This is a genomic window from Microtetraspora sp. NBRC 16547, assembly GCF_030268965.1.
Taxonomy (GTDB): Bacteria; Actinomycetota; Actinomycetes; order Streptosporangiales; family Streptosporangiaceae; genus Microtetraspora.
The window spans coordinates 1-20,057 of sequence record NZ_BSSE01000052.1 but is presented as its reverse complement, the minus strand read 5'-3'; the positions used below and the strand labels follow the sequence as shown (position 1 = coordinate 20,057).

Annotated in this window: 20 protein-coding genes; 6 read left to right on the top strand and 14 right to left on the bottom strand. The window is 67.7% G+C overall.

Annotated features, from left to right (window positions below; all coding sequences use genetic code 11):
- From QSK17_RS35075 to QSK17_RS35055, 5 genes are all read right to left on the bottom strand, one after another.
- A partial coding sequence (locus QSK17_RS35075; protein WP_285710872.1) for a hypothetical protein occupies positions 1–390 on the bottom strand: 390 nt, incomplete at its 3' end.
- A 17-nt stretch (positions 391–407) separates the two neighbouring features.
- Positions 408–1,121, bottom strand: a complete 714-nt coding sequence (locus QSK17_RS35070; RefSeq protein WP_285710869.1) for a ParA family protein — start codon at positions 1,119–1,121, stop codon at positions 408–410.
- A gap of 376 nt (positions 1,122–1,497) precedes the next feature.
- Positions 1,498–2,196, bottom strand: a complete 699-nt coding sequence (locus tag QSK17_RS35065) for a hypothetical protein (protein WP_285710867.1) — start codon at positions 2,194–2,196, stop codon at positions 1,498–1,500.
- Between the two features lie 220 nt (positions 2,197–2,416).
- Positions 2,417–3,469 carry a tyrosine-type recombinase/integrase gene (locus QSK17_RS35060; protein WP_285710864.1) on the bottom strand — a complete coding sequence of 351 codons (1,053 nt, stop codon included), beginning with the start codon at positions 3,467–3,469 and terminating at the stop codon, positions 2,417–2,419.
- 1,306 nt (positions 3,470–4,775) lie between these two features.
- Entirely contained in the window at positions 4,776–5,774 is a 999-nt protein-coding gene (locus QSK17_RS35055; RefSeq protein WP_285710861.1) for a hypothetical protein, read from the bottom strand.
- 761 nt (positions 5,775–6,535) lie between these two features.
- Here QSK17_RS35055 and QSK17_RS35050 point away from each other — a divergent pair.
- Both QSK17_RS35050 and QSK17_RS35045 read left to right on the top strand, forming a co-directional pair.
- Positions 6,536–6,922, top strand: coding sequence for a hypothetical protein (locus QSK17_RS35050; RefSeq protein ID WP_285710859.1), 387 nt, complete (start codon positions 6,536–6,538; stop codon positions 6,920–6,922).
- A gap of 230 nt (positions 6,923–7,152) precedes the next feature.
- Positions 7,153–7,398, top strand: a complete 246-nt coding sequence (locus tag QSK17_RS35045; protein WP_285710856.1) for a hypothetical protein — start codon at positions 7,153–7,155, stop codon at positions 7,396–7,398.
- Between the two features lie 34 nt (positions 7,399–7,432).
- Here QSK17_RS35045 and QSK17_RS35040 read toward each other — a convergent pair whose 3' ends face one another.
- From QSK17_RS35040 to QSK17_RS35020, 5 genes are all read right to left on the bottom strand, one after another.
- Positions 7,433–8,752, bottom strand: coding sequence for a hypothetical protein (locus QSK17_RS35040; RefSeq protein ID WP_285710853.1), 1,320 nt, complete (start codon positions 8,750–8,752; stop codon positions 7,433–7,435).
- 80 nt (positions 8,753–8,832) lie between these two features.
- Entirely contained in the window at positions 8,833–9,882 is a 1,050-nt protein-coding gene (locus QSK17_RS35035; RefSeq protein ID WP_285710850.1) for a hypothetical protein, read from the bottom strand.
- 265 nt (positions 9,883–10,147) lie between these two features.
- The gene (locus QSK17_RS35030) at positions 10,148–10,312 is read right to left on the bottom strand and encodes a hypothetical protein (RefSeq protein ID WP_285710847.1); all 165 of its coding nucleotides are present in this window, start codon (positions 10,310–10,312) and stop codon (positions 10,148–10,150) included.
- Between the two features lie 249 nt (positions 10,313–10,561).
- On the bottom strand, positions 10,562–11,164 hold the full coding sequence (locus QSK17_RS35025; protein ID WP_285710845.1) for an AAA family ATPase: 603 nt from the start codon (positions 11,162–11,164) through the stop codon (positions 10,562–10,564).
- A 150-nt stretch (positions 11,165–11,314) separates the two neighbouring features.
- Positions 11,315–11,845 (bottom strand): hypothetical protein, encoded by a 531-nt coding sequence (locus QSK17_RS35020; RefSeq protein WP_285710843.1) that lies wholly within the window; start codon positions 11,843–11,845, stop codon positions 11,315–11,317.
- A gap of 1,273 nt (positions 11,846–13,118) precedes the next feature.
- Between QSK17_RS35020 and QSK17_RS35015 the strand changes: the two genes are divergently transcribed.
- The gene (locus QSK17_RS35015; protein WP_285710842.1) at positions 13,119–13,997 is read left to right on the top strand and encodes a GNAT family N-acetyltransferase; all 879 of its coding nucleotides are present in this window, start codon (positions 13,119–13,121) and stop codon (positions 13,995–13,997) included.
- Between the two features lie 760 nt (positions 13,998–14,757).
- Here QSK17_RS35015 and QSK17_RS35010 read toward each other — a convergent pair.
- Positions 14,758–15,285, bottom strand: coding sequence for a hypothetical protein (locus QSK17_RS35010; protein ID WP_285710841.1), 528 nt, complete (start codon positions 15,283–15,285; stop codon positions 14,758–14,760).
- A gap of 147 nt (positions 15,286–15,432) precedes the next feature.
- Here QSK17_RS35010 and QSK17_RS35005 point away from each other — a divergent pair, with 147 nt between their 5' ends.
- The 3 genes from QSK17_RS35005 to QSK17_RS34995 are packed head-to-tail and all read left to right on the top strand — an operon-like array spanning position 15,433 to position 17,630.
- A complete protein-coding gene (locus QSK17_RS35005) occupies positions 15,433–16,221 on the top strand; it encodes an ABC transporter ATP-binding protein (protein WP_285710840.1) in 789 nt (262 codons plus the stop codon).
- A complete protein-coding gene (locus tag QSK17_RS35000; protein ID WP_285710839.1) occupies positions 16,218–16,988 on the top strand; it encodes an ABC transporter permease in 771 nt (256 codons plus the stop codon). Before QSK17_RS35005 ends, QSK17_RS35000 begins: the two co-directional genes overlap by 4 nt.
- A gap of 21 nt (positions 16,989–17,009) precedes the next feature.
- The gene (locus QSK17_RS34995) at positions 17,010–17,630 is read left to right on the top strand and encodes a TetR/AcrR family transcriptional regulator (RefSeq protein ID WP_285710837.1); all 621 of its coding nucleotides are present in this window, start codon (positions 17,010–17,012) and stop codon (positions 17,628–17,630) included.
- A 59-nt stretch (positions 17,631–17,689) separates the two neighbouring features.
- Here QSK17_RS34995 and QSK17_RS34990 read toward each other — a convergent pair whose 3' ends face one another.
- The 3 genes from QSK17_RS34990 to QSK17_RS34980 all read right to left on the bottom strand — a co-directional run.
- Positions 17,690–17,926 carry a hypothetical protein gene (locus QSK17_RS34990; RefSeq protein ID WP_285710835.1) on the bottom strand — a complete coding sequence of 79 codons (237 nt, stop codon included), beginning with the start codon at positions 17,924–17,926 and terminating at the stop codon, positions 17,690–17,692.
- Positions 17,927–18,029: 103 nt separating this feature from the next.
- Positions 18,030–18,959, bottom strand: a complete 930-nt coding sequence (locus QSK17_RS34985) for a hypothetical protein (RefSeq protein ID WP_285710833.1) — start codon at positions 18,957–18,959, stop codon at positions 18,030–18,032.
- Between the two features lie 518 nt (positions 18,960–19,477).
- Positions 19,478–20,057 (bottom strand): hypothetical protein (locus tag QSK17_RS34980; protein ID WP_285710830.1); only part of this gene is annotated, 580 nt, incomplete at its 5' end.

Genomic DNA, 20,057 nt, shown 5'->3' with positions numbered 1-20,057 from the left:
GATCAGCCGATCCGCCTGGGTGCGGGTCATCTCCCACCGCTCCCCCACGTACGCCTCGAACGTGGGATGAGTAGCCCGGTACAGGCGGGCGTCCCGGATCACCTGCAGAGCCTTGCCGGCGGCCCAGAACGCGACACGAAGGGTGTCGATCGCCGCCTCGCAGGCCGCGAGGTCGTCGCGTTCGGCGACAGTTAGCTCTCCGGTGTTGACGGTCTCGTACGGGACTGGCACAGCGTCCGGCCCCGCAGGGCCTGTGGCGGATCCACGGGACGACTCGGCAACGGGATCAGGCCCTTGTTCCTCTGAGACGGTCCACGGCGGCGATGCGTCCCCGAGTTCCTCCCGCCGGGCGATCAGGTCGTCGAATCCCTTGCGCTTGTTCTTGGTCATGGATTCACCTGCCATCGTCACGGGCGGGCTCCAGCGACCCGGCCGATGTTCAGCAGCAGTTCGGTGTGAACGGCGGCGATATCCTCGCGGACCTTGGGGGCGTACCGCTCGTTCCATCGGGTGATGGGCACGCCGGCCTTGAGGCTGTTGGGCCAGGCCCGATACAGCCGGACGAATGACTGGAAGTGCGGGATCTGCTGGTCCTCGAGCGTCTTCCAGGCATCGAGCACATGGTCGGCCCCGACCTGCGGATTGGCCTTGGTCACGACGACCGCGTACGGGATGCCGAGCTCGGCGACCCGGCGCGCGGTCCGCAGGGTCGGCAGGATCGACTCGGGCTCGTGGTCGTAGGGGATCAGTACGAATGTGGAGGCCTTCACGATCTGCGACAGGATTTCGCGGCCTTCCAGGCTGCCGGGGCAGTCGATGAACACGGTGTCGTACTGGCGCATCCGCCGTACGTCGGCGACCCGGTTGGGGTCCAGCTCGTGGACCACGTCGTAGCCGGGGGAGTTCATGACGCTGGTCAGGTCGTAGGCGTTGGCCTGAGGATCGATATCCCAGACGAATGCCCGGCCGTTCGCCTTGGCGGTGTGCGCAGCCAGTGACAGCGTGAGCATCGTCTTGCCCACGCCGCCCTTCTGGTTGGCGATCGTGATCAGATAACTGTCGGTGCGGCGTGCAGTCGCCGCGCCATGAGCGCCGCTCGAAGCGGTGGCATCGATGGTCATGGGCGCCACGGTCTCACAAGATCGGCCTATGCTCCGCGGTCTCGCCGTACTCAGCGCGTCGCGGGGCTTGCGGTACCGAGGTCCCGACGTGGGAGAGGGCTCTGGCGTCCGATCGTCCCGCCCCCGCTGCCCTGGTCCCCCTTGATCAGCCGTGCCCAAAGTCCCATGAAAGCCCCTCGCCGTCGGGTACTTGAGACTTACGCCATGAAGCGGACGGTACGTAGTGTTGATCAGGATGGCCAGAGGCAGGTCAGGGTGACGGTGGAGAGATGTTGTCCTGACCCGCCCGATCATGCTCGGTGCCGTGGGCCCGACGAAGGAGGGCCGCGGCGTCGGTCTCCGGCCCCTGGACAACGAGCACCGACGCAGGCGATCGTCACGGCCTCAGCCTGAGTTTCGTCGTGGAGGCCGGGCCTGGGCGCCGGGGAGCTGCTTGGAGTTCACAGGCGGGGCGTGCCCGGGATGGCACGCAGCCGATCGAAAGGGACACAACTCGGCATTGTCCGCTCATCACACAGAAGCCGGTACGGCGGGCTCGACCACGCGGGTGCCGGCCGTCAGTCAGGCGCGACGCGCGGGACACACGGGCCAGCGCCAGGAAGGAGATCAGCAGGAAAGCGGCGCCCAGCGGCATGAGGTCCTTCTCCACGAACGGCACCAGGACGTCGGCGATCACCAGGACGGGCGTCCACGCCTTGACGCGGCGCTGGATCGCAAGCTGGAGGACCAGGCCGATCTGGGCGACGAAGAACAGCAGCGGCCCGAAGTCGTAGATCACCTGCTGCACCCCGGGAACCGCCTGGACCTGATCGAACAGCGCGCCCATCGCGGCGTGGTCGGCTGACCGGAACCCCAAGACGATGTCGATGACGAACTGAGCGATCAGCGTGGCGATGCCGACATATCCGGCGGAGGCCAGCCCAGCGGCCAGGCGTCCGCAACCGGCCAGCCTCCGCATCTCATGAAAGGCCACGGCGAAGAACGCCAGGGCGCCGATGAAGGCCAGATGCCCGGTCGTCCAGGCGAGCCCAGGACCGCGGCTACAACCGTCTAGGCCGTCCAGGATGCGGATCACGCCGTAGGTGAAGGTGAGGACGGGGGCGGCGACGAAGGCGATACGGGGGGTTCATCTCGTTGACTCCTTAGCTGCGCTGACTTCCCCAATCCTGGTTTCCCACGGCCGCACGGACATCGCCGAGGCGAGCGAACTCCCACATCCCTCTCGAGAGGGATCCGTCATTCCCCCGGATCAGGCGGCCGGTCCCCGTCTGCGTTGTCTCCAGCCGCCATCCGCTCTACAGGCCGGTCACAGGGTTGTCGGTCCAACGGTCGCCCTCTTCGAGGTAGCCGAGAAGGGCCTTGGAGCCATCTGCCCATCCGCCGTGGCGGCCGATCCGCTCCAGGCCGGCACCAGCGCGACGGGCGGCGGTGGCGAAGCCGCGGCGCAGAGAGTGACCGGTCCATCGGCCGTCCAGGTCAGCGGTCTTGGCGATGCGGGTGACGACGTCGGCGATCGCCTCGGCGGTCATGCGCCCGGCCGGGTCGCCGATCGTCTTCCCGGCCCGGGTGAGGGGTGGGGCGATGCGGCCGTGCCGGTCGACGCGGATGAGCAGCGGCCCGGAGGTGCGGCCAGCATCGGCCATGTCCGCCAGGAGCGCGCGGGCGGCACGCACAGGGCAGGTGGCGGGGTTGGCGCCGTACGGCACGGCGGTCTCGGTGTGCCGCTTGATCTTCCGCCGGTAGATGGTGACGAGCAGCCCATCGGGCGTCTCGCGGACGTCGGCGATGTCGAGCGCGGCCAGCTCGCTCACGCGGGCGGCGGTGGCGTAGCCGAGCAACAGCAGCGCGGCGTCCCGCTTGCCCGCGAGGGTGGTCCGGTCGAGCGTGGCGAGCATCTCGCGCAGGGTGTCGGGGACGGCGGGATCGGCCTTGCGGGGCTTGGCCGCCGGGTCCTTGGACAGGGCCAGGCGCTCGCGGTAGCCGGACAGCACCTTGCGGGCGGCCTTGGTGTTGGGCGGGGCGACGTCGGCGGCGTTGTGCATGGTGCGGATCGCGGCCAGGGCGCGCTCGATGGAGGAGGGCGCGAGCGGGCGGCCGGTCGACGAGGGCGCGGTGGTCAGGTGGGTGACGTACTCGGTGAGCGTCTGGGCGGTGGCGGGGAACGGCGTACGGCCCGCCGTCGAGCACCAGGCGGTGAAGCTCTTCCAGTCGGAGGCGTACGCGCGGCGCGTCGACTCGGGCACCCCGGCTTCGATCGCGGCGCGGGCGGCCTCGCTGAGCGACAGGTCCGCCTCGGTGTGGACCGGGAGGGCGACGGCGGCCGCGGGGCGGGGTGCGAGAGCGGTCACTGGTGTGTCTCCCGGGGTCGGTGTTAACTCCTGAGAAGAAACATTCTCAGGAGCCAGCGGCCAGTCCGAGCCAGGGCGGATATGGCGGCTCTGTCGCCGACATCGAAGCCAGGCGACGTCGGCGATGCGGCCGCGCGGAAGCTTCTCGGAAACGATCAGCTGGGGTTTCGGGTAACGACGCCTACCGCGAACTGGGCGAGATACGTCCACCAGCGTCCCGGTGTCTGCTCTCGTCCCTCTCGGCGGTGGCGCGGCCCCGCCGGGGATGTTGTGGTGTTGCTGGCTTTCCGGTGCCGGTGGACACCCGGCCGGCTGGCAGCGACATCACCGGTTAGGGCGGCCAGGCTGGAGCCAGCTGGCGCCGTCACGCGACGTCGGCGCCTCATGGAACCGTCTTCGCGGACACTCCCCATCGACGGCGTAGGAGCGGTGGGTCGCCAGTTCGTCCCCGCCCGCATTCCAGCCTCCTCGGATGTGACCGCCGGGCTGTCTGTCATACGGCCACGCTGCCAGCACCATCTATGGCCGCCTTGCACCACGTACACATAGGCGATGCCGGTGTCCGTGGAACGCTTCGCGGCGTACGCGGCGACGTGGCCCCAGGCGTCAGTGAGCGACATTGTGGTGAACCATCCGGCGCCGATGCTGGTGACCGCGTATGCCCTCACCAGTTCGTCCTGTTCGTCACGCCCGGCCTCGTCGAGGCCGCTGAGGAGGTGCGGCCGCTGCCGATCCAGAACGGCCCGGCATGGTGGCCAAGCCAACGCCGCGAGCAGGCTTAGCAGAGCCCCTATGACCCACCAATCCAGGGTCATTGCGATTCCCTTCGTTGCAGGCTGTACCGGGAATCCGTCAGCGGGCGCTATGGGGGCTTGTTGTCGTCGGGGAGCGCCGGTGGGTTTCCGCGTCCACACCGCGGTCTCGTCACCAGCTACGAACTGCTCTTCCGAGAGCAGAGGCCGGACAGGTGCACCTGGCCGTCGAACTCGTTGCCATCACCTGGGGACTGGGCTTGGACGCTGTGCGGGATCAAGAGGAGAGCGGCTGCGACATCCCGGGTCGCAGCCGCTCTCTCGCGGTGTGTTCCCACTCCACGCTCATGCCCAGGTGCGGCGTGAAATGGAAACGATCAGCCGAGGTACCGGGAGTGGACCCCAGCCGCCGCGAACTGGCCGAGAGACGTCTGTTTGTGGCCTCGCGTCTCTCGTTGATCTCGGCGGTGTGCGGCCCCGCCGAGAATCTTGCGATGATGTCGTCGCCGAGGCCGGGTCCGTAGCCACCCGGCCGTCGGCGGCGACATCACCAGCTAGCGTCCGCCGGCCATGCGGGCGGGAGCACCCCAGCCGGCGGGAGTCCCCGGGCCGTGAGTGCCGCCGCCCCAGCCGCCGCCGGGAGTCCCAGTGCCGGGAGTCCCAGTGCCGGGACGCGGACCGCCCCAGCCGCCGCCGGGAGTCCCAGTGCCGGGAGTGCCGGTGCCAGGAGTGCTCGGGATGCTCGGGATGCTCGGGATGCTCGGGGTGGGAGTCGGGTGCGGTGGCCAGGTGGGACGCGGACCGCCCCAGCCGCCGCCGCCCCAGCTGCCGCCGCCCCAGCTGGGACGTCCCCAGCCGCCGCCGCCCCAGCTGGGACGTCCCCAGCCGCCCCAGTTGACGCCGAACCCGCCACCGAGGCCGAACCCGCCCCAGCTGACGCCGAACCCGCGACCGGAGAGGCCGTACCACGAGCCGGGCAGTCCGACGCGCTGGTCGCACCAGTCGCCGGGCAGGTCGTACGAGCGACCGTTCAGGATGTACATCGGACGGCGGTAGCTCGGCCCACAGGTGGGCATGATGTAGATGCCGCCGTTCATGACGTACTGGCAGCTGGGCAGGGTGTACGTGCGGGTGCCCACCACGTACTGGTGGATGACGCGCTCGTCGATCGTGTAATCGTCGAGGCCGTACAGCTGGCCGGACAGCCCGCTGATGCGCTGGTCGCACCAGTCGCCGGGCAGGACGTACGAGCGGCCCTGCACGATGTACATCGGACGGCGGTAGCTCGCCCCACACGTGGGCATGACGTAGACCCCGCCGTTCACGGCGTACTGGCAGCTGGGCAGGGTGTACGTGCGGCCGTTCAGGATGTACTCGTGAACGTTGCCCCCGCTGGGAACACCCACCGTGCCGGGCCCCGGGGTGTACAGGGAGCTGCCGATGTCACCGTCCGGAATGGTGCTCGCCATCGCAGCCTCGGCGGCCACCGCCACCGGGGTGATCGCGGCAGCCGCCGCGAGGATGCCGGTGAGGAAGGCTTTCTTCATCGTCAAGAGACGATTCCTTTCGTGAGGTTTACGGAAGGCGCCATGCTCTTCCTTGTGAGCGAGTACGCACCCTCTGGAGCCGGCCAGGCCGAGAACGGCGCGGCGGAATGCGTAGCTCTCAATCGAAATAGTGCGAATCGGACTTCTTGATAAAAGCCATCCCCAAGGGGGGGGTTGTAATTCCTTGGTCGAAAACGCACAGCGAGATCACAGATCTCTAATGTCAGCAGAATCTGACGACAGATAAGGGTTGAACAGGTCGAGAGTCTGCACCCCCGCTGCCGCCGCGATGGCATCCGCCGTGGTACGACGGCATGTTCCTCGCCTGAGCAGACCGTCAATGCACTGTCTGGTGAGGGCCGCACGGTGAGCAAACTCGGCCACGCTGCGACTGTGTCCGAATATCAATGCTTGCAAAAGCTCCGCGCTCCGCAGGTGCATCTGCGGCTTTCCCGCCATAGCCAACCTCTCCGATGGAGTATCTCATCATCAGATTCTGCTGACATCTCGACTGCAGGTCGCACTGTAATGCAAGCAGTGCAGCGAAGCACGGGAATACCGAAAGGTTTCTGCGGCGGTGTCTTCGAGGTGGGAACGTTCCCGCCCAATCTTGTTGACGGTACCGCCCGGGGACATCGCCGGGGTTCGCTCGCTGTCGTCAAGATCTAGCGGGCATGATGGGGGCGATCACGGCAAAAATAAGTCGAGGAGCTGACAACCAAATGCCGTCGCAACGAGTGACACCCGAGCAGCCCCCCGCGACCCCCTTGAGCGACAGCATCCGCAGTCACGTCGAGGACAAGGGCATCAGCATCCGGACGCTCGCCTTGCGGTCCGTGAGCCGGACCACCGGCCAGCATCTCACCGCACAGTGGATAACGGATGTGTTAAGTGGCCGGGTCCCCCGAATGCCCGACGTCTGGCGTCTGGATGCCCTCGCGACAGGGCTCGGCCTGGATCCGGACAGTGTGAAGGCGATGGCTATCACCCAGTGGATGGGATGGGACATCGTCGATGTCCGGACTGGCGCGGGAGAACGCCTGATCTTTCGTGCGCCCAAGGGTTATACCCCCGAGCGGTGTATGCGCCTGGCAAATGAACTCATGCAGGTGATCGAGGCGAAAGAGAGCGAGCCGGAAGGTCGCCAAGACTAGGACGGATGCGTCAAACTTTTCTGTCGCCTACCGGCCCAACGATCGGGGACGTAATTGCACAGAAAGGATACGGTGGATGATCCGTGTCATTTCCACCACGACCGTCAGTGGAGTTCCGGCGCATTGCGCTGCCATATAGTTACCCTGCAGTAATCAGACAAGTGTTCCCAGGGACGCGAATCATCGCTTACGTCGACGAGAGGCAGTTCGCCCCGGAGCTAACGATTCCTATGGACGAGATCGGCGTGGCAGTGCTCAGTCTGCTTCAGCCTGTAGAGGAGACGCGCCCGGTGCCGGCGCTCCACATCCGCGTACGAAGAAGCGGAGATCTTGGCCATGAGCTCGTGGCAGCCGAGATCACAGCAGAAACAATCACCATCGGGATCGAAAAAACTCTCATAACGGATGATCTAGCCAATTTCCTAAGCGACGCGGGCACCAGAGTCACCCATGCCTTCGTCCGTCGGACAACGTGACGGCGCCGACTGCGCCGGGCTCGTCGACCCGGGCTCACTCGGCCCGGGCGACAGACCTGCAGGCGGCCTGTCGCTCCAGCTCGCCCTGGAAGACCTCCTCGGGCTCAGTCCACATCGACTGGGCCAGAGCTGGAGCGTGGTGCCGTTCCAGGACCTCGCGGCGGAACACGCTCTCCGACTCCAGGGCGGTTCGGTAGGGCCGTAGGGGGACGATCGCCGCCGGAGCCGGCTCAGGGCCGCGGCGGCGGTCCGGGCTGTGTGTCCGGGCTGTCAGGCGGGAGCGGGCCTCTCGCTGCTGGCGGATCTCTCGGGCCCGCTGGCGGGCTTCCTCCACAAGTGCGGCCCTGCGGGCGGCGTTGGCCGCATTGCGGGCGGCGTTGGCCTCGAGGAACGCGGCGTGCTGCTCGCCGTCGTCGTCGACCCGCAGCGTTTCGGACCGGCGCTGAGCGCGGCGCAGGCCGGCCAGGGTGCGGCCGATGCGCCAGCGCAGCACTCCGGCCAGGTCGGTGGCGCTGGCCACCTGGGAGGTGAGCAGCTCGGAGGCCTCGCTGCGGCGTACGTGGTGCAGCAGTAGCACCACGAGATGGGCGATTTCGCCGATCTCGTTCTCGCTGAGCACTTGGCCGCCGCGTTGGCGGGCCCACTCCGGCAGCAGTTCCTTTACAAAGTCAAGGGCGGCGGCCTTCTCGTCGTTGCGATCCTGCCCCCAGGCCGGCTCCAGGGGCGGCCGCTGAGGCCCTTGTGACTGCCGAGGCTGAGGGGAGGGGGGAGAACCCTCTCGCGTATAGGGAGACGTGTGAAGTCGTCCACAACCGAGATTGCTCGCGACTCGCGGGCCGACCGCTGAGCCCTCACGGATCACCTCGCACTCGGCGAGCGCGGCATCCTCTCCGGCGCGAGTCGGGCGGCCCTTGGCGGCCGTCCTGGGGTCATCGACGTAGCGGTGAAGCTCACGCGCGAGGTCGGCCGGAAGGTCGTCGGGAAGGGCGGCCAGGTCCATCACCAGGACGTAGCGGGCCTGGCGCTCGGGGGCGGCCGCGCACACCTGGCGGACCAGGCCGGCCTCGACCAGGCGCATGAAGTCGGTCCAGCCGACCCGGCGCGACAGGCCGTACCGGCTGCTGTAGGCGTCCAGGACGGCCGGGATGTCGGTCAGGCGGCCGGTCGTGTCGGCCCGGTGGGTGAGGTGCTGCGCCATGCGCAGCGCGCAGGGGTGGATCTCGTTGCCGCGGGTCCGCAGCAGCGTCACCAGACGCCACCACAGCGGCGTGGGCACGCATGGCAGGACTTCGGCGCCCTCGTAGTGCGCCAGGCGCATCCGGCCGGGCTTGTCGGCCTCGGGCTCGGACAGCATGGGGGTTGTGCCGGTCGGCCAGTGTCCCGGCGTGTCGGTTTCCGGGCATGGGAGGCTAACCGGATGACGGCCTGCTATCGTCATCTCAGACGTCTCCGGACGCGCGAGAGCGCGGTCGGTCCAGGCACTCGGCTCGTTTCCTTGGCAGGTGTGGGAGCGGAGTCCTGAACAATTTGGATATGAAGTTTGTTGAAGCGCCCCGTTCTGCGGGGCGTTTTCATTTGTCCTGAGCGGCTCCTGAAGGTTTTGAGGCTCCTGTTACAGGAGCTAGCCCCACAGCTTTCCACGACCGAACGCGCGCGGGCGGCAGTTTGCGGATCGCGTCGGCGTGTCGTGCCCTCGAACCGGTTCGTGAAGCCGACCCAGCCGACTCGGTGGGACACGCCGTACCGGCTGCTGTAGGCGTCCAGGACGGCCGGGATGCCGGTCAGGCGGCCGGCCTTATCCGCCCTGAGGTGCCGCGTCAACGCGCATGGGCGGATCTCGTTGCCGCAGGTCCGCAGCAGCGTCACCAGACGCCACCACAGCGGCGTGGGCACGCATGGCAGGACTTCGGCGCCCTCGTAGTGCGCCAGGCGCATCCGGCCGGGCACATCGGCCTCGGCCTGGAAGTTCGGGGAAGCGGCGAGCTGCCACCCTGGCGTGTCGCCAGGGTGCGCGAGACTGACCGCCTGTCCGTGGTGATCAGCAGCGCGGGCGTCTCGTACAGCCCTGGCCAGCGTTTGCGGCAGTTCGGCCGGCAGCTCGGCAGGCACGCTGAGGACGTAGCGGGACCGGCGGCCCGGGGCGGGGGCGGCGGTCTGCCGTACCAGGCCCAGGGGGCGCAGTCGGCCGAAGTCGGCCCAGGCGATGCGGACGCTGACCCGGTGGCGGGTGGCGTAGGACTCCATGACGGCCTGCATGTCGGCCAGTCGGCCGCGATCGCCTGCCCGGTGGGTCAGGTGCCGGACCATCCGCCAGGGGCACTCGTCGGCGAGGTGGCCGCGCCAGCGCTGCAGCGCGGCGAGGCGGAACCATACGCGGCGAGGCATCGCGGGCAGGTGTTCGGCGCCCTCGTAGTAGGGCGTACGCGGGCGAGACGGGGCATCGTTCTTCTCGGCTTCCCGCACGCTGCCCCGTTGCAGCGACACGCCCAAATTCGGACATGCTGGGCTAGCCGGACGACCATCGGTTATCGTGGTCTCCGTCTGTAGTTGGGCGCTCCGCCAGGCATGACGAAGCCCGCCGGCTGGTAACCGGCGTCTCTCGTTTCTCGTTGCGTTTGGGTCTGTGCTCGCTTGGTAGGCGAGCGATGGAGTTGTGGGTGAGATGTCCGCCGGGTGTGGTGCCCAGGTGAGGCGGACTTCTCTGAGGTCGTAGGCAGGTGCCCCGGTTGGTAGCCGGGGCCCTACGTATTTATGCGGTCATCTCTAGAGCGGTCTCCTTCTGCGGTCCCGTGACGTGCGGGTCGAGCTCATCGATCAGTTCTTCAAACAACATGCTGAGCGAGATCTCGCGCACAGCCGCGAGCCGCTCGTACCGCTCCTTGACGTGAGCGGGCACCTTGGTTTGCAGCGGCACTGTGCCGCCGGTCCCTTGTGAGCGCTTGCGTCTCCCTGGTTTCCCAGCCATGGGGGAGATCATGGCGTATTCGCAAGATCTATGCATTCAGTTACGCGGCGTGTCGCCGAAAAACTTTGACTTCCACGAGACGTAGAAGGGGCGCCGCACTGGGTACGGCGCCCCTTCTACGCGCGCAGTGTTTGCACGCGGCCATGTGGTGACCCCGGCCCCGGAGACAAGGCGGCGATTCGCTCCGGGGCCAGGGCGTCAGTTTTGGTCGGGCAACGCGGCCCCGTGGGCGGCGTACGGCTGGACTTGCCAGAGGCCAGGGACCGGCGACCAGACAGGGACCGGGCGGGCAAAAACTTCGATGTAGTCGGCGGCCAGACGCTTTGCCACGGTCTTGGCCGAGATCGCGAAGGTACACAGGGGATGCCCGCGCTCACTTGGCCTCGGGCGATACCACCAGATACGGGACCCGTCAGTACGAGCCACCAGGCCATACCAGACCGACAGAACGCCCTCGGCGGGCGTGATCGTCGGGGCTAGCCACGCCTCGCGCTCCCACGGCTCGGCCATGCGCTGAACCTGGGTGAGCTGGTAGTACCCGTGCTCGCGGGCCAGCATGGCGAACGCTCCGGAGTCGCCTACGGCGGCGAGCTGCTCCGGGTCACCGGTCAGCAGAAGCTTGGCGCCTGCGGCCTCGGCCATGCGGTTGAGCTCGGCGAGCTGGCCGCTCGTGACCATGCTCGCCTCGTCGACCACGACCAGGTCATTGGTCGCGAGGCGGGCTCGGCCACCAAGCGACGGGCCGAGCTCTCTTCCCCGACTCCTGGAATTCCGGGACTCGGGAGCGACCTGCGGAAACATAGAGAATCCCCAGGTCGCTCTGACTCCCGGGTTTCCATGGGGCCGACGCGCGCTGGGAGGAGATCGAGCGTCGCGGACGGCTCGAACGGCGGGCGTCCCTCCGCGAAACCGCTGAAGGACGCCCTTTTGGTGGAACTCACCGAACTACGGTCAGCATGGCCAGTCGAGGGAGACTGACGACAGTGCGTCGTTGGGGACGCCGCCCCACGGGAAGTTGCCGGCGGAATTCGCCGGGAAGACCCCCCACGGCGCAGTTCTGGGCTGGTACGCGTAGAACACGCCGGAGGTGCAACCGGAGATCCACGAGCTGGCCTGGTCGTCGTACGCGGGCGGGACCCAGAGGTCTCCCGAGCCGTAGGCGCAGAGCTCCCAGCCGTTGGCCCATGCGGGTGAGAAGACAGGTCCGTTCTGGTAGATGCACAGCCCTGGGGATGCGGCGACACTCGATTCGGCGGCCCGCGTGACGCTCTTCTGCAGACAGACCCGTCCCTGGTCGCTGCTGGCTTTGGGAGCCAGCACCAAGGCGCAGCCAGGCAGCGGCGCCCTGCTGGCCACGTGCTGAGTGCCCGGTCCGGGAGTGGCCGCCGACGCCGGAGTGGCGGCCACTCCCAGCAGCAGCGTCGTTGCTGCCAGAAGCGTCGCCAGAGCGGTCGCCGCGAAGGTGGCGATGAGTTTCTTCATCCTGCACCTTTCTTTGTCGGGGAAATCACGAGACCTTCTTAAGGCGCGAATTGTCCAAACTGAAGCGATCTGGACAATTCGCTGCAGGCCGTTGTCCAGCTGCACGCTGCACAGTTGCCCAGTTCGTCAAGGAGGGGTCAGTCATCGGACGGCGTATGCGGGCCCTGGATCCTGCTGCGGGCCCAGTCGAGCGATTTGCATGTGAGCTGAGGGCGCTGCGAGCTGCCGCTGGTGAGCCACCGTTTTGGAAGATGGCGCGGCGCTGCGAGGTCTCCAAGACTGCGCTGGCCTACGCCGTGGCGGGTCACCGGTTGCCGTCAGAGAACGTGGTACGGAATTTCGTGTTGCTCTGTGGAGGGGACTGGCCACGCTGGCGAGAGCGCTGGTCACACGCAATCGCGGAGGTAGCGGCTGCTACGGACGAAGACAACGAATCGGACCAGCAGAGGGGTGTGCTCGTCCCTGCTGAGGTCATGCCGCCCCTATGTTCGAGGCAAGTTGAAGTTGTTGTGAATGATCTCGTCAGTAGAGGCGAAATCGCCGTTGATTTCCCATATGACTGTGAATGAGCCGTCAAAGAGGCGATGTCGCCATTTGTTTCCCGTATGGCTATGAGCCAGGCAAACGCAGGCGACACTTTGGCCTCTTGGTGATCTGGCGTTTTGTCATAGGGGGGCGTCGCTGGCCAGCAACTGGCGGTAGGCGCCAGTATCGGAACGGTCACTTTGCAATGCCCTCCCCGTCGTTACACACCTCCAGCACCGTGCGGCTTAGGTCGACCCCGACCCAGAGCGCCGCTCTACCCATGGGTAGCTTTCGGGAATGGGGAGCGCGTTTTTCACAAGTTGCCTGGTTACTGGTTGGCCGCAAGTGCGGCGCTCGCCGGCGGCCCGGTGCTCCTCCGCGTGCCTCTTCCAATGACGGCCTACATGGGGCGGTCGGGACGATCGAGCTTGCCGAGGCCGCCGATCTTGCCGACGTCGATCTTCCCGACATCGTCGAGCTGGGGCGGGTCTGTGGCTGCTCGGCTGGCCGTCCGCTACGAAGCAACCGTGCTGGTCGCGGCCATCAATGAGTTGGCTGTGACCCCGCGGCCGCAGCAGCCTTCAGTTAACCCTTTGCCGAGGAGCCGATAGACCAGCTACGTTCTCCCAGCCGTCCATGTTGATCCGGACCGGCACTGTCGACGAGGAGGTGTGGAGCACATGCGCAGGAGTGCCCAGCAGTTGAGCCCGCGTACTGACCTTTGCCACCTCCTCACGACGGAGACACCTTGTCGCTCCGCATCACCCCACTGACCGACCCCGCTCACGGGGCGCACAGCCGACGCCTTGCATGGCTGGCGTCCGACGCCGATTCCATCCCCGTCGGGACGGCCTTTCTGCGCCTGTTCGATGGCGGACAAGAGCACCTGGCCGAACTGACCCTCCACGTCCATCCCGTGGAGCGCCGCAAGGGCGTCGGCTCCCGGCTACTCGACACTGCCGTGGCCGCCGCCCGGGACAACACCCGGCGCTGCGTCGTCGCGCAGGCCGGGGCCGGATCGCCCGGCGACCACTTCCTGCCGGCCCGCGGCTTCCGCAAGGTCCTCACCCTGAGGTACTCCCGCCTGCCCCTGGCCGATGTGGACATCCCCTCCCTGGCAGAGATCATTGAGCGTCCGCATTCCAGCTACCGGCTGGCGTCCTGGCAGGGAACCGTCCCCGACGATCTCGCCCAGACCTTCGCCGACTCACGTCGCGCCATGGACGACATGCCCATGGAGGACACCGACCACGGCACCACGACCTGGGACGTGGACCGGGTCCGGGCTGCGGCAAAGGCCGTCGAACAGCGCGGCGACCACCTGCACACCGTCGTCGCCATCGACACCTCCAACGGCTCGATCGCCGGGTTCACCGAACTCGTCGTGCCCGGCGGCGGCACAGGTGATGCCCAGCACTACGGCACCGGCGTGCTGCCCGAGCACCGCGGACACGGCCTCGGCCGCTGGATGAAGGCCGAGTCGATCCGACAAGCCCACGGGCACTACCCGGACCTCGGCGGCCTCCTGACCGACACCGCCGACAGCAACACGCACATGAGACACATCAGCGACAGCCTCGGCTACCTGCCCACGCACACGACACTGCAGTATCAGCTCGACCTGTAGAGACGAACGGACGGGCCGGACCTGTGCATCACCTCGTCCGGCCCGTCGGCACTTTCACAACAGGCCCTAGAAGCCCATGATCACCGGCTTAGCGTTAACCGCTGTACCGCTGTGCCCCAAGGCCGGGTGGCCGGCCACTTCGGCGATCGTGACGGCCTCGGCTGGTACGGCGCCCATCACGCTGCAATGCCGAGGTGTGCTCGATCACCTGGCAGTCGGGTCGGCGAGCGGCCGGGCCTGGAAGGTCTAGAGCGGGAACGAGGGGTCGGCCAGTCTCAGGTGGCCGTCGAGTGGCCGGCCATCGGTCGCAGGATCGGCCGGGGCGAAGGTCTGCTGTCCGTGCGCGGCGGCGCGGGTCGGGACCGGCCGGAGAGCCGCATGCCCGGCCCGCTGGCCGCTGGCGCGCGGCGGCAGGCCGCGCGCCAGCGCGGCCCTTGATCCCTATAAGAACAATTCGGCAAGGAGCCGCGTGCTGCTTCCTGTTGCCTTCTTTGGGGGCTCGCGGGGGAGTGATTGGGAGGTCACACTGGTGGACGACTCCTGGGCCGCTGTCTGGCCGTAGCCCGGGATTCGTGATCTTGGCCTCGAATCTTTCGGCAACGTGAAGCGGCCCGCCCCCGAGGGGAGCGGGCCGCCTTGAAGACGTAGAGAAAATTAGCATTCAATCATGGGCCAGGCAGTCCGCGGAGGCGGGAACGCGCCGACGTCCGGCTCTCGCATCGCAGCCGGGCATTCCCGCCGATCTCCTGAGGACTACGCCTTAGCTGGCGGTACGACAGCTGGAAGGAAGCCGGGTGACGTTGCTATGCGCCTTGGCCATCCGGATCCGCCGCCAGGCGGTGGTCCAGCGCACCAGATCGTCCTCGCTGCCGCCGCAGCCCGTGATGAAGCCTTCCACGACCTTCATGGAGGGCAGTCGGGGCCGTTTGTTGGGGTTCAGCGCCTCGCACAGGGTGCTGGCCGCGACGGCGCGGCCAGACCCGCGGGAGATCTCGCGGTAGGACAGCTCCTTGGCCCACACATGGAAGTCCCTCATGTGCTGGAGGAACTCTTCCTTCGTGGTAGCCGTGAGGGGATCTGGCTTGAGGTCGTCGTAGCCCTCGACGTCCTCGCGCAGCTTCGGCGGCTTGGGCATCGTGATGACCCACTCCGGCCGAGGCTGCCTGCTGATCCCCTGCTTCGGGTGGCGGGCATGCTCCCCCGCCCTGTTGGCCAGATTCCAGATGTCCCTGATCTTCCTAGCCCGGCTGGGCGAGACACGGCACGCCTGTATCAGGCTTTCCAGCATGTCTGGGGGCGGAAAATTGGCTCGCCCAGCCGCCATCCGTCGTTGTACTCAGTCCGGTCTGCCTACGCCTTGAGGGCATTATTTGACCTTGACGCATCCCTAGGGTTAGCTTCTAACAAAAGTTAGTCACTAACATAGGCAGGTCTCATGCACGATCCCACTGCCGTGGGTGGTGGAGCTGGTCCCACCGAGCGGCGGCCGGGCAAGGTCCTGCTGGAAGCGCGGGGCGTGCGCCGGTCACTCGGTGGCGATGTCGTCCTGCATGGCGTCGACCTGGCGGTCCGGTCCGGCAGCATCCACGCGCTGGTTGGCATGAACGGCGCGGGCAAGACGACGCTGATGCGCATCCTGCTCGGCATGCTGTCGGCCGATGGCGGGAGGGCGTCGCTGTTCGGCGTGCCGGTCGGCGCGCTGCCCGCCGCCCGCTGGCGCGAGGTCGGGCAGATGATCGAGACCCCGGCCGTCTACCCCGAGCTCACCGCCCAGGAGAACATCACCGCGGCCGCTCTGCTGCACGGCATGGACCGCGAGGGTGTCACGGACAGCGTGCGGCGCACCGCCGAGGACCTCGGCCTGGAGCGGTGGCTGGACCGGCGCGGCAAACGGCTGTCGCTGGGCACCCGGCAGAAGGTGGCGCTCGCCTCCGCGCTCGTTCACCGGCCCACCGTGCTTGTGCTCGACGAACCGAGTAACTCCCTGGACCCCTCGGCGGTCGTCTCCCTCCGGGAGATCATCACCGGCGTCGCCGAGCGCGGCGGTGCGGTGCTGGTGTCCAGCCACCACCTGGACGAGCTGGCCCGGCTCGCGGACACCGTGACGGTGCTGCACCGGGGCCGCGTCGTCGGCGGCCTCGATCCGCGCGGTATTGACCTGGAACGCGCGTTCTTCGACCTGATCTACCAGGCCGACCAGGACCGGCCCGGGGAGGCGGGATGACCGGCGACTTCGGCAGGCTCCTGGCCGTCGAGACGATGAAGATGCGCCGGGCGCCGGTCACGGTCATCTGCACCGTCATCATCGTGCTGACACCAGGGCTGCTCGCCGCGGCGGCCATCCTGGCGCTGCGGGCGAACTCCACCTCGAGCTTCGCGGCGAAGGCCCGGCTGCTGGTGCACGGCTCCGGCTGGGCCGGCTACGTCTCGACCGGCACGCAGGTGATGGCGGTCGCGGTGTTGCTGTGCCTCGGTTTCGGCTTTTCCTGGTGCTTCGGCCGGGAGTTCACCGAGGGCACCGTCGCCGGGCTGTTCGCCCTGCCCATGGGCCGCGGTGCCATCGCGCTGGCGAAGTGCACCGTCCTGCTGGTCTGGAGCGTGCTCGCCTCAATCGCGTCGATACTGGTGCTGCTCGGGGTGGGCCTGGCCCTCGGCGACCTCGGGTCCCAGCCGCCACGGTGGTGGCTGCCGCTCGGCGTCTGCCTACTGAGTGCGTGCAACACCTTCCCGCTGGCCTGGTTGGCCACCGTCACCCGGGGCTACCTCGGCGCCGTCGGTGGCCTGATCGGCCTGGTCGTCGCCACACAGCTCGTCACCTCGTTCGGCGGTGGCGGCTGGTTCCCGTGGGCTGTGCCGGGCCTGTGGGCCGGGCTCGGCGGCACCGACATCCACATCGCAGGAAGCCAGCTCGTCCTGCCCGTCGCCGTCGCACTGATCTCCATCGTCGCGACGACGGTGCGCTGGCGCAGCCTCGAACTCGGCAACGCCTGACGAGAGAAGGAGAGAGCATCGATGACCGCCTCCGAGCCGCCGCCGATAGGTCTGCGGGCCCGTAAGAAGGCCCAGACGCGCCGCACTATCCAGGAACAGGCCCTGCAGCTGTTCCTGGCCAAGGGGTACGAGAACACCACGGTGGAGGAGATCGCCGCCGCCGCCGGGGTGTCCCACATGACCTTCTTCCGACACTTCCCCACCAAAGAGGCCGTCGTCGAGACCGACGACTACGACCCGATGATCTTCCAGCTCATCGCGCAGCGACCTGAGGAAGAGGACACGCTCACGGCCCTGCACCACGCACTGGCCCAAGGGCTGAAGACGGTCTACGCCACCGACAAAGACGCCCTCCTGATCCGCACCCGGCTCGTCCTGAAGACACCGGCCCTGCGCGCCCGGGTCTGGGAGAACCAGCACGCCACCGAGGAGATACTCACCCAAGCCCTCACCGCCCGCCGACCAGCCCAGAGCGAACTGGCCACCCGGGTCCTCACCGCCGCCGCACTGGCCGCGCTAACCACCGCCCTCACCATCTGGGTAGACAGCGAAGGCACCGAAGACCTGCCCAGCCTGGTGGACAGTGCATTCATCACCCTGCAGGAGCACAGCCCACCGACGAAGGCCGCACGAGCTGAGTAGACGGAGCGACAGCGGCCACGGCAGCAGGGTTGTCGACGCTAGTCCAGTGTCCGATCTGTTCAGCGGGCATGGGGTTCCGTTGCAGGATGGGCGGCGTCAGCCGCCAGCGTACGGGGGGGCACGGTGGGCAGGCCGAGGTCCAGGCGCTCGTCCATCTCCAGGCGGAATGTGCCGTACGGGTTGACATTGGACCAGAACAACGCGGTCAGACCGCGCCGGTCCTCCTCCGCGAGCTTCTTCACCCAGGCCGGCTCGGCCAGGGCCTGCTGCAGCAGCGTGTTGACGTGCACGAGCATCTGCTGCAGTCCGCGTCTAAACCCGACACCAGTGATCCGCTACTTGGCGGTTGGGGACACGTTCGGGAGCGGAGGGCCTACTCGTCGAAGACGTTGCATTCGATCATGACCGCTGGTCCCGCTGCTCTGCCCGTTTGAGGCGGTGGTCACGCTGCTGCTGCTCGCGCATGTTCCTCCAGGCGTGATGCACAGCGGAGATCAGGTCGGTGACAGCCGCCTGACGAGTGGCAGGGCGTGTGCCGGTGCCGAGGTGCCAGGCGGGACTACCGCCGCGGTGGCGGGCCTCCCAGCCCGACCGGCCGCCGGTGACGCTGCGGTGTGGCGCGACCGTGCCGAGGCGCTCACCGGCGATGACGACCCAGTAGGCAGGCGAATCCTCACCCACCCTGACCAGCTGGACGGCTGCGATCTCCTCATCGGTGTACCAGCGGCGCCGGTAGATCGGGTCACGGTCCTTCTTGGGTTTCGTCACGGTGGTTTCGTCACGACGGGGGACGGCCTCGTCGGCGAGGCGGGCCAGATCGGTGAGCGCGGCGCGGGCCTGGTCGAGCGCGGCCCCCGCGCCGAGGCCGAGGCTGATGGCGTCGGCCGCGCGCCGTACCGCCTGCGCGACATCGCCCGCGAGACGGTACGCCGGGTGGTCCGGGGCGATGGGAGCTGTCGACGGTGCGGCGATCGCCGTCTCGGGGGCCTTGCGGGCACGGTAGGCGCGCTGGCGGCATGCCTGGGAGCAGTAGCGGGCGGGGCGGCCGGTGCCGGCGCGCTGGAGGGGGGCGCCGCATCCCTCGCACTCTCCGGGCTCGGGCTCGGGGTCGGCCTGCGTCGCCGGGGTTTCGTCACGTCCGGCCTGTGACGTATCGAGCCGCGCACGGCGCTCGATCTCCTCCCAGCGGGCATCGGCCACGTAGATGCGTTCGCGCAGCCCCTCGGGGGTCTCGCGCCATTCCGGGCTGTCCAGGAACGCCTGCGCGGCCTCGGGGCGCATCCGGCGCAGGATACGGGCGGCCACCATGTCGTAGTCCGGGTCCACCATCGTCGGCCTTACTTCCGTAACGGAATGCGTGACGAAACTCTACGAGCGGCACGCACGAGGAGCAAGGCGGCGGGGCGTATCGACCGCGTCCCCTCGGTTTCGTCACGGAAGTGCGTGACGGAACTATGTCCCCAAGGGGTCCCGGATGACTTTCTTCTCGCAAGGTACTGGCCGGTAGACGGGCGTGCACATCACGCTTTCCTCGCCCGAGGCGGAAGGGTTTTATGTGATTTACATCACATCACCGAGATGTCCGGTGGCCGTCGGCGACCGGAGATCGCAACACGCCGGGGGATTATCTGCCGAGGTGAAGGCCTAGTGAATGTCCTTAGCAAAGGTACGGATAAGGACATCCATTTAGCGAAATCGCAGGTCAACGTATATGCAGAGCACTCACCGTGCCCTCACATAGAGCCGCCACGCCGTACGATTTGGCATATTGCGCCGGTCCGGGCCACCGCGGACCAGTAGGCCCGGGAGGATCCTCCCGGGCCTGCTTCGTCGACGTCCTCTGGTGGTCAGTGCCTCAGCTCGCGCTCGACCGCGTCGGCCAGCTCGCGCAGCTCGGCGGCGAGCCTGCGGGCGTCGTCGGGATACTCAGCAGCGGCCGCCCTGACGGCGTCCTGGCGGACCCGCCGCAACACGGTACGGACACGGCTGGCCTCGGCAGTCCACAGCTCAGCCGTTGTTAGTGGTGGGGAATCTGGTGGCGCCATCTCTCCAGCGAGATAGGCGCGGATCTGGGCAACCGCCTCAGCCCGAGCAAACCGGCCGGGCGGGAGAACGGCCACGACACTCTTGAGAAGAGCTGCGGTGACCTTCACCCCGTCCGTCTCGGCGATCGTCTGATAGACGGTGACGGCGGCGTCCTGCCCGTGCTGGTCGGCCAGGGGCAGCAACTCCCGAATCTGAGCCTCGTTGATGATCTTGACACCAATTGGTGTCAAACGCTCAGCGAGCGGCCATGCCCGGATCAGCCGATCCGCCTGGGTGCGGGTCATCTCCCACCGCTCCCCCACGTACGCCTCGAACGTGGGATGAGTAGCCCGGTACAGGCGGGCGTCCCGGATCACCTGCAGAGCCTTGCCGGCGGCCCAG

What these genes read in the sequence shown, in the direction of transcription:
- QSK17_RS35070 (WP_285710869.1), bottom strand. Translation starts at nt 1,121, where the DNA reads ATGACCATCGATGCCACCGCTTCGAGCGGCGCTCATGGCGCGGCGACT.
- QSK17_RS35045 (WP_285710856.1), top strand. Translation starts at nt 7,153, where the DNA reads ATGGACGAGATCGGCGTGGCAGTGCTCAGTCTGCTTCAGCCTGTAGAG.
- QSK17_RS35040 (WP_285710853.1), bottom strand. Translation starts at nt 8,752, where the DNA reads ATGCTGTCCGAGCCCGAGGCCGACAAGCCCGGCCGGATGCGCCTGGCG.
- QSK17_RS35025 (WP_285710845.1), bottom strand. Translation starts at nt 11,164, where the DNA reads ATGTTTCCGCAGGTCGCTCCCGAGTCCCGGAATTCCAGGAGTCGGGGA.
- QSK17_RS35020 (WP_285710843.1), bottom strand. Translation starts at nt 11,845, where the DNA reads ATGAAGAAACTCATCGCCACCTTCGCGGCGACCGCTCTGGCGACGCTT.
- QSK17_RS35010 (WP_285710841.1), bottom strand. Translation starts at nt 15,285, where the DNA reads ATGCTGGAAAGCCTGATACAGGCGTGCCGTGTCTCGCCCAGCCGGGCT.
- QSK17_RS35005 (WP_285710840.1), top strand. Translation starts at nt 15,433, where the DNA reads ATGCACGATCCCACTGCCGTGGGTGGTGGAGCTGGTCCCACCGAGCGG.
- QSK17_RS35000 (WP_285710839.1), top strand. Translation starts at nt 16,218, where the DNA reads ATGACCGGCGACTTCGGCAGGCTCCTGGCCGTCGAGACGATGAAGATG.
- QSK17_RS34995 (WP_285710837.1), top strand. Translation starts at nt 17,010, where the DNA reads ATGACCGCCTCCGAGCCGCCGCCGATAGGTCTGCGGGCCCGTAAGAAG.
- QSK17_RS34990 (WP_285710835.1), bottom strand. Translation starts at nt 17,926, where the DNA reads ATGCTCGTGCACGTCAACACGCTGCTGCAGCAGGCCCTGGCCGAGCCG.
- QSK17_RS34985 (WP_285710833.1), bottom strand. Translation starts at nt 18,959, where the DNA reads ATGGTGGACCCGGACTACGACATGGTGGCCGCCCGTATCCTGCGCCGG.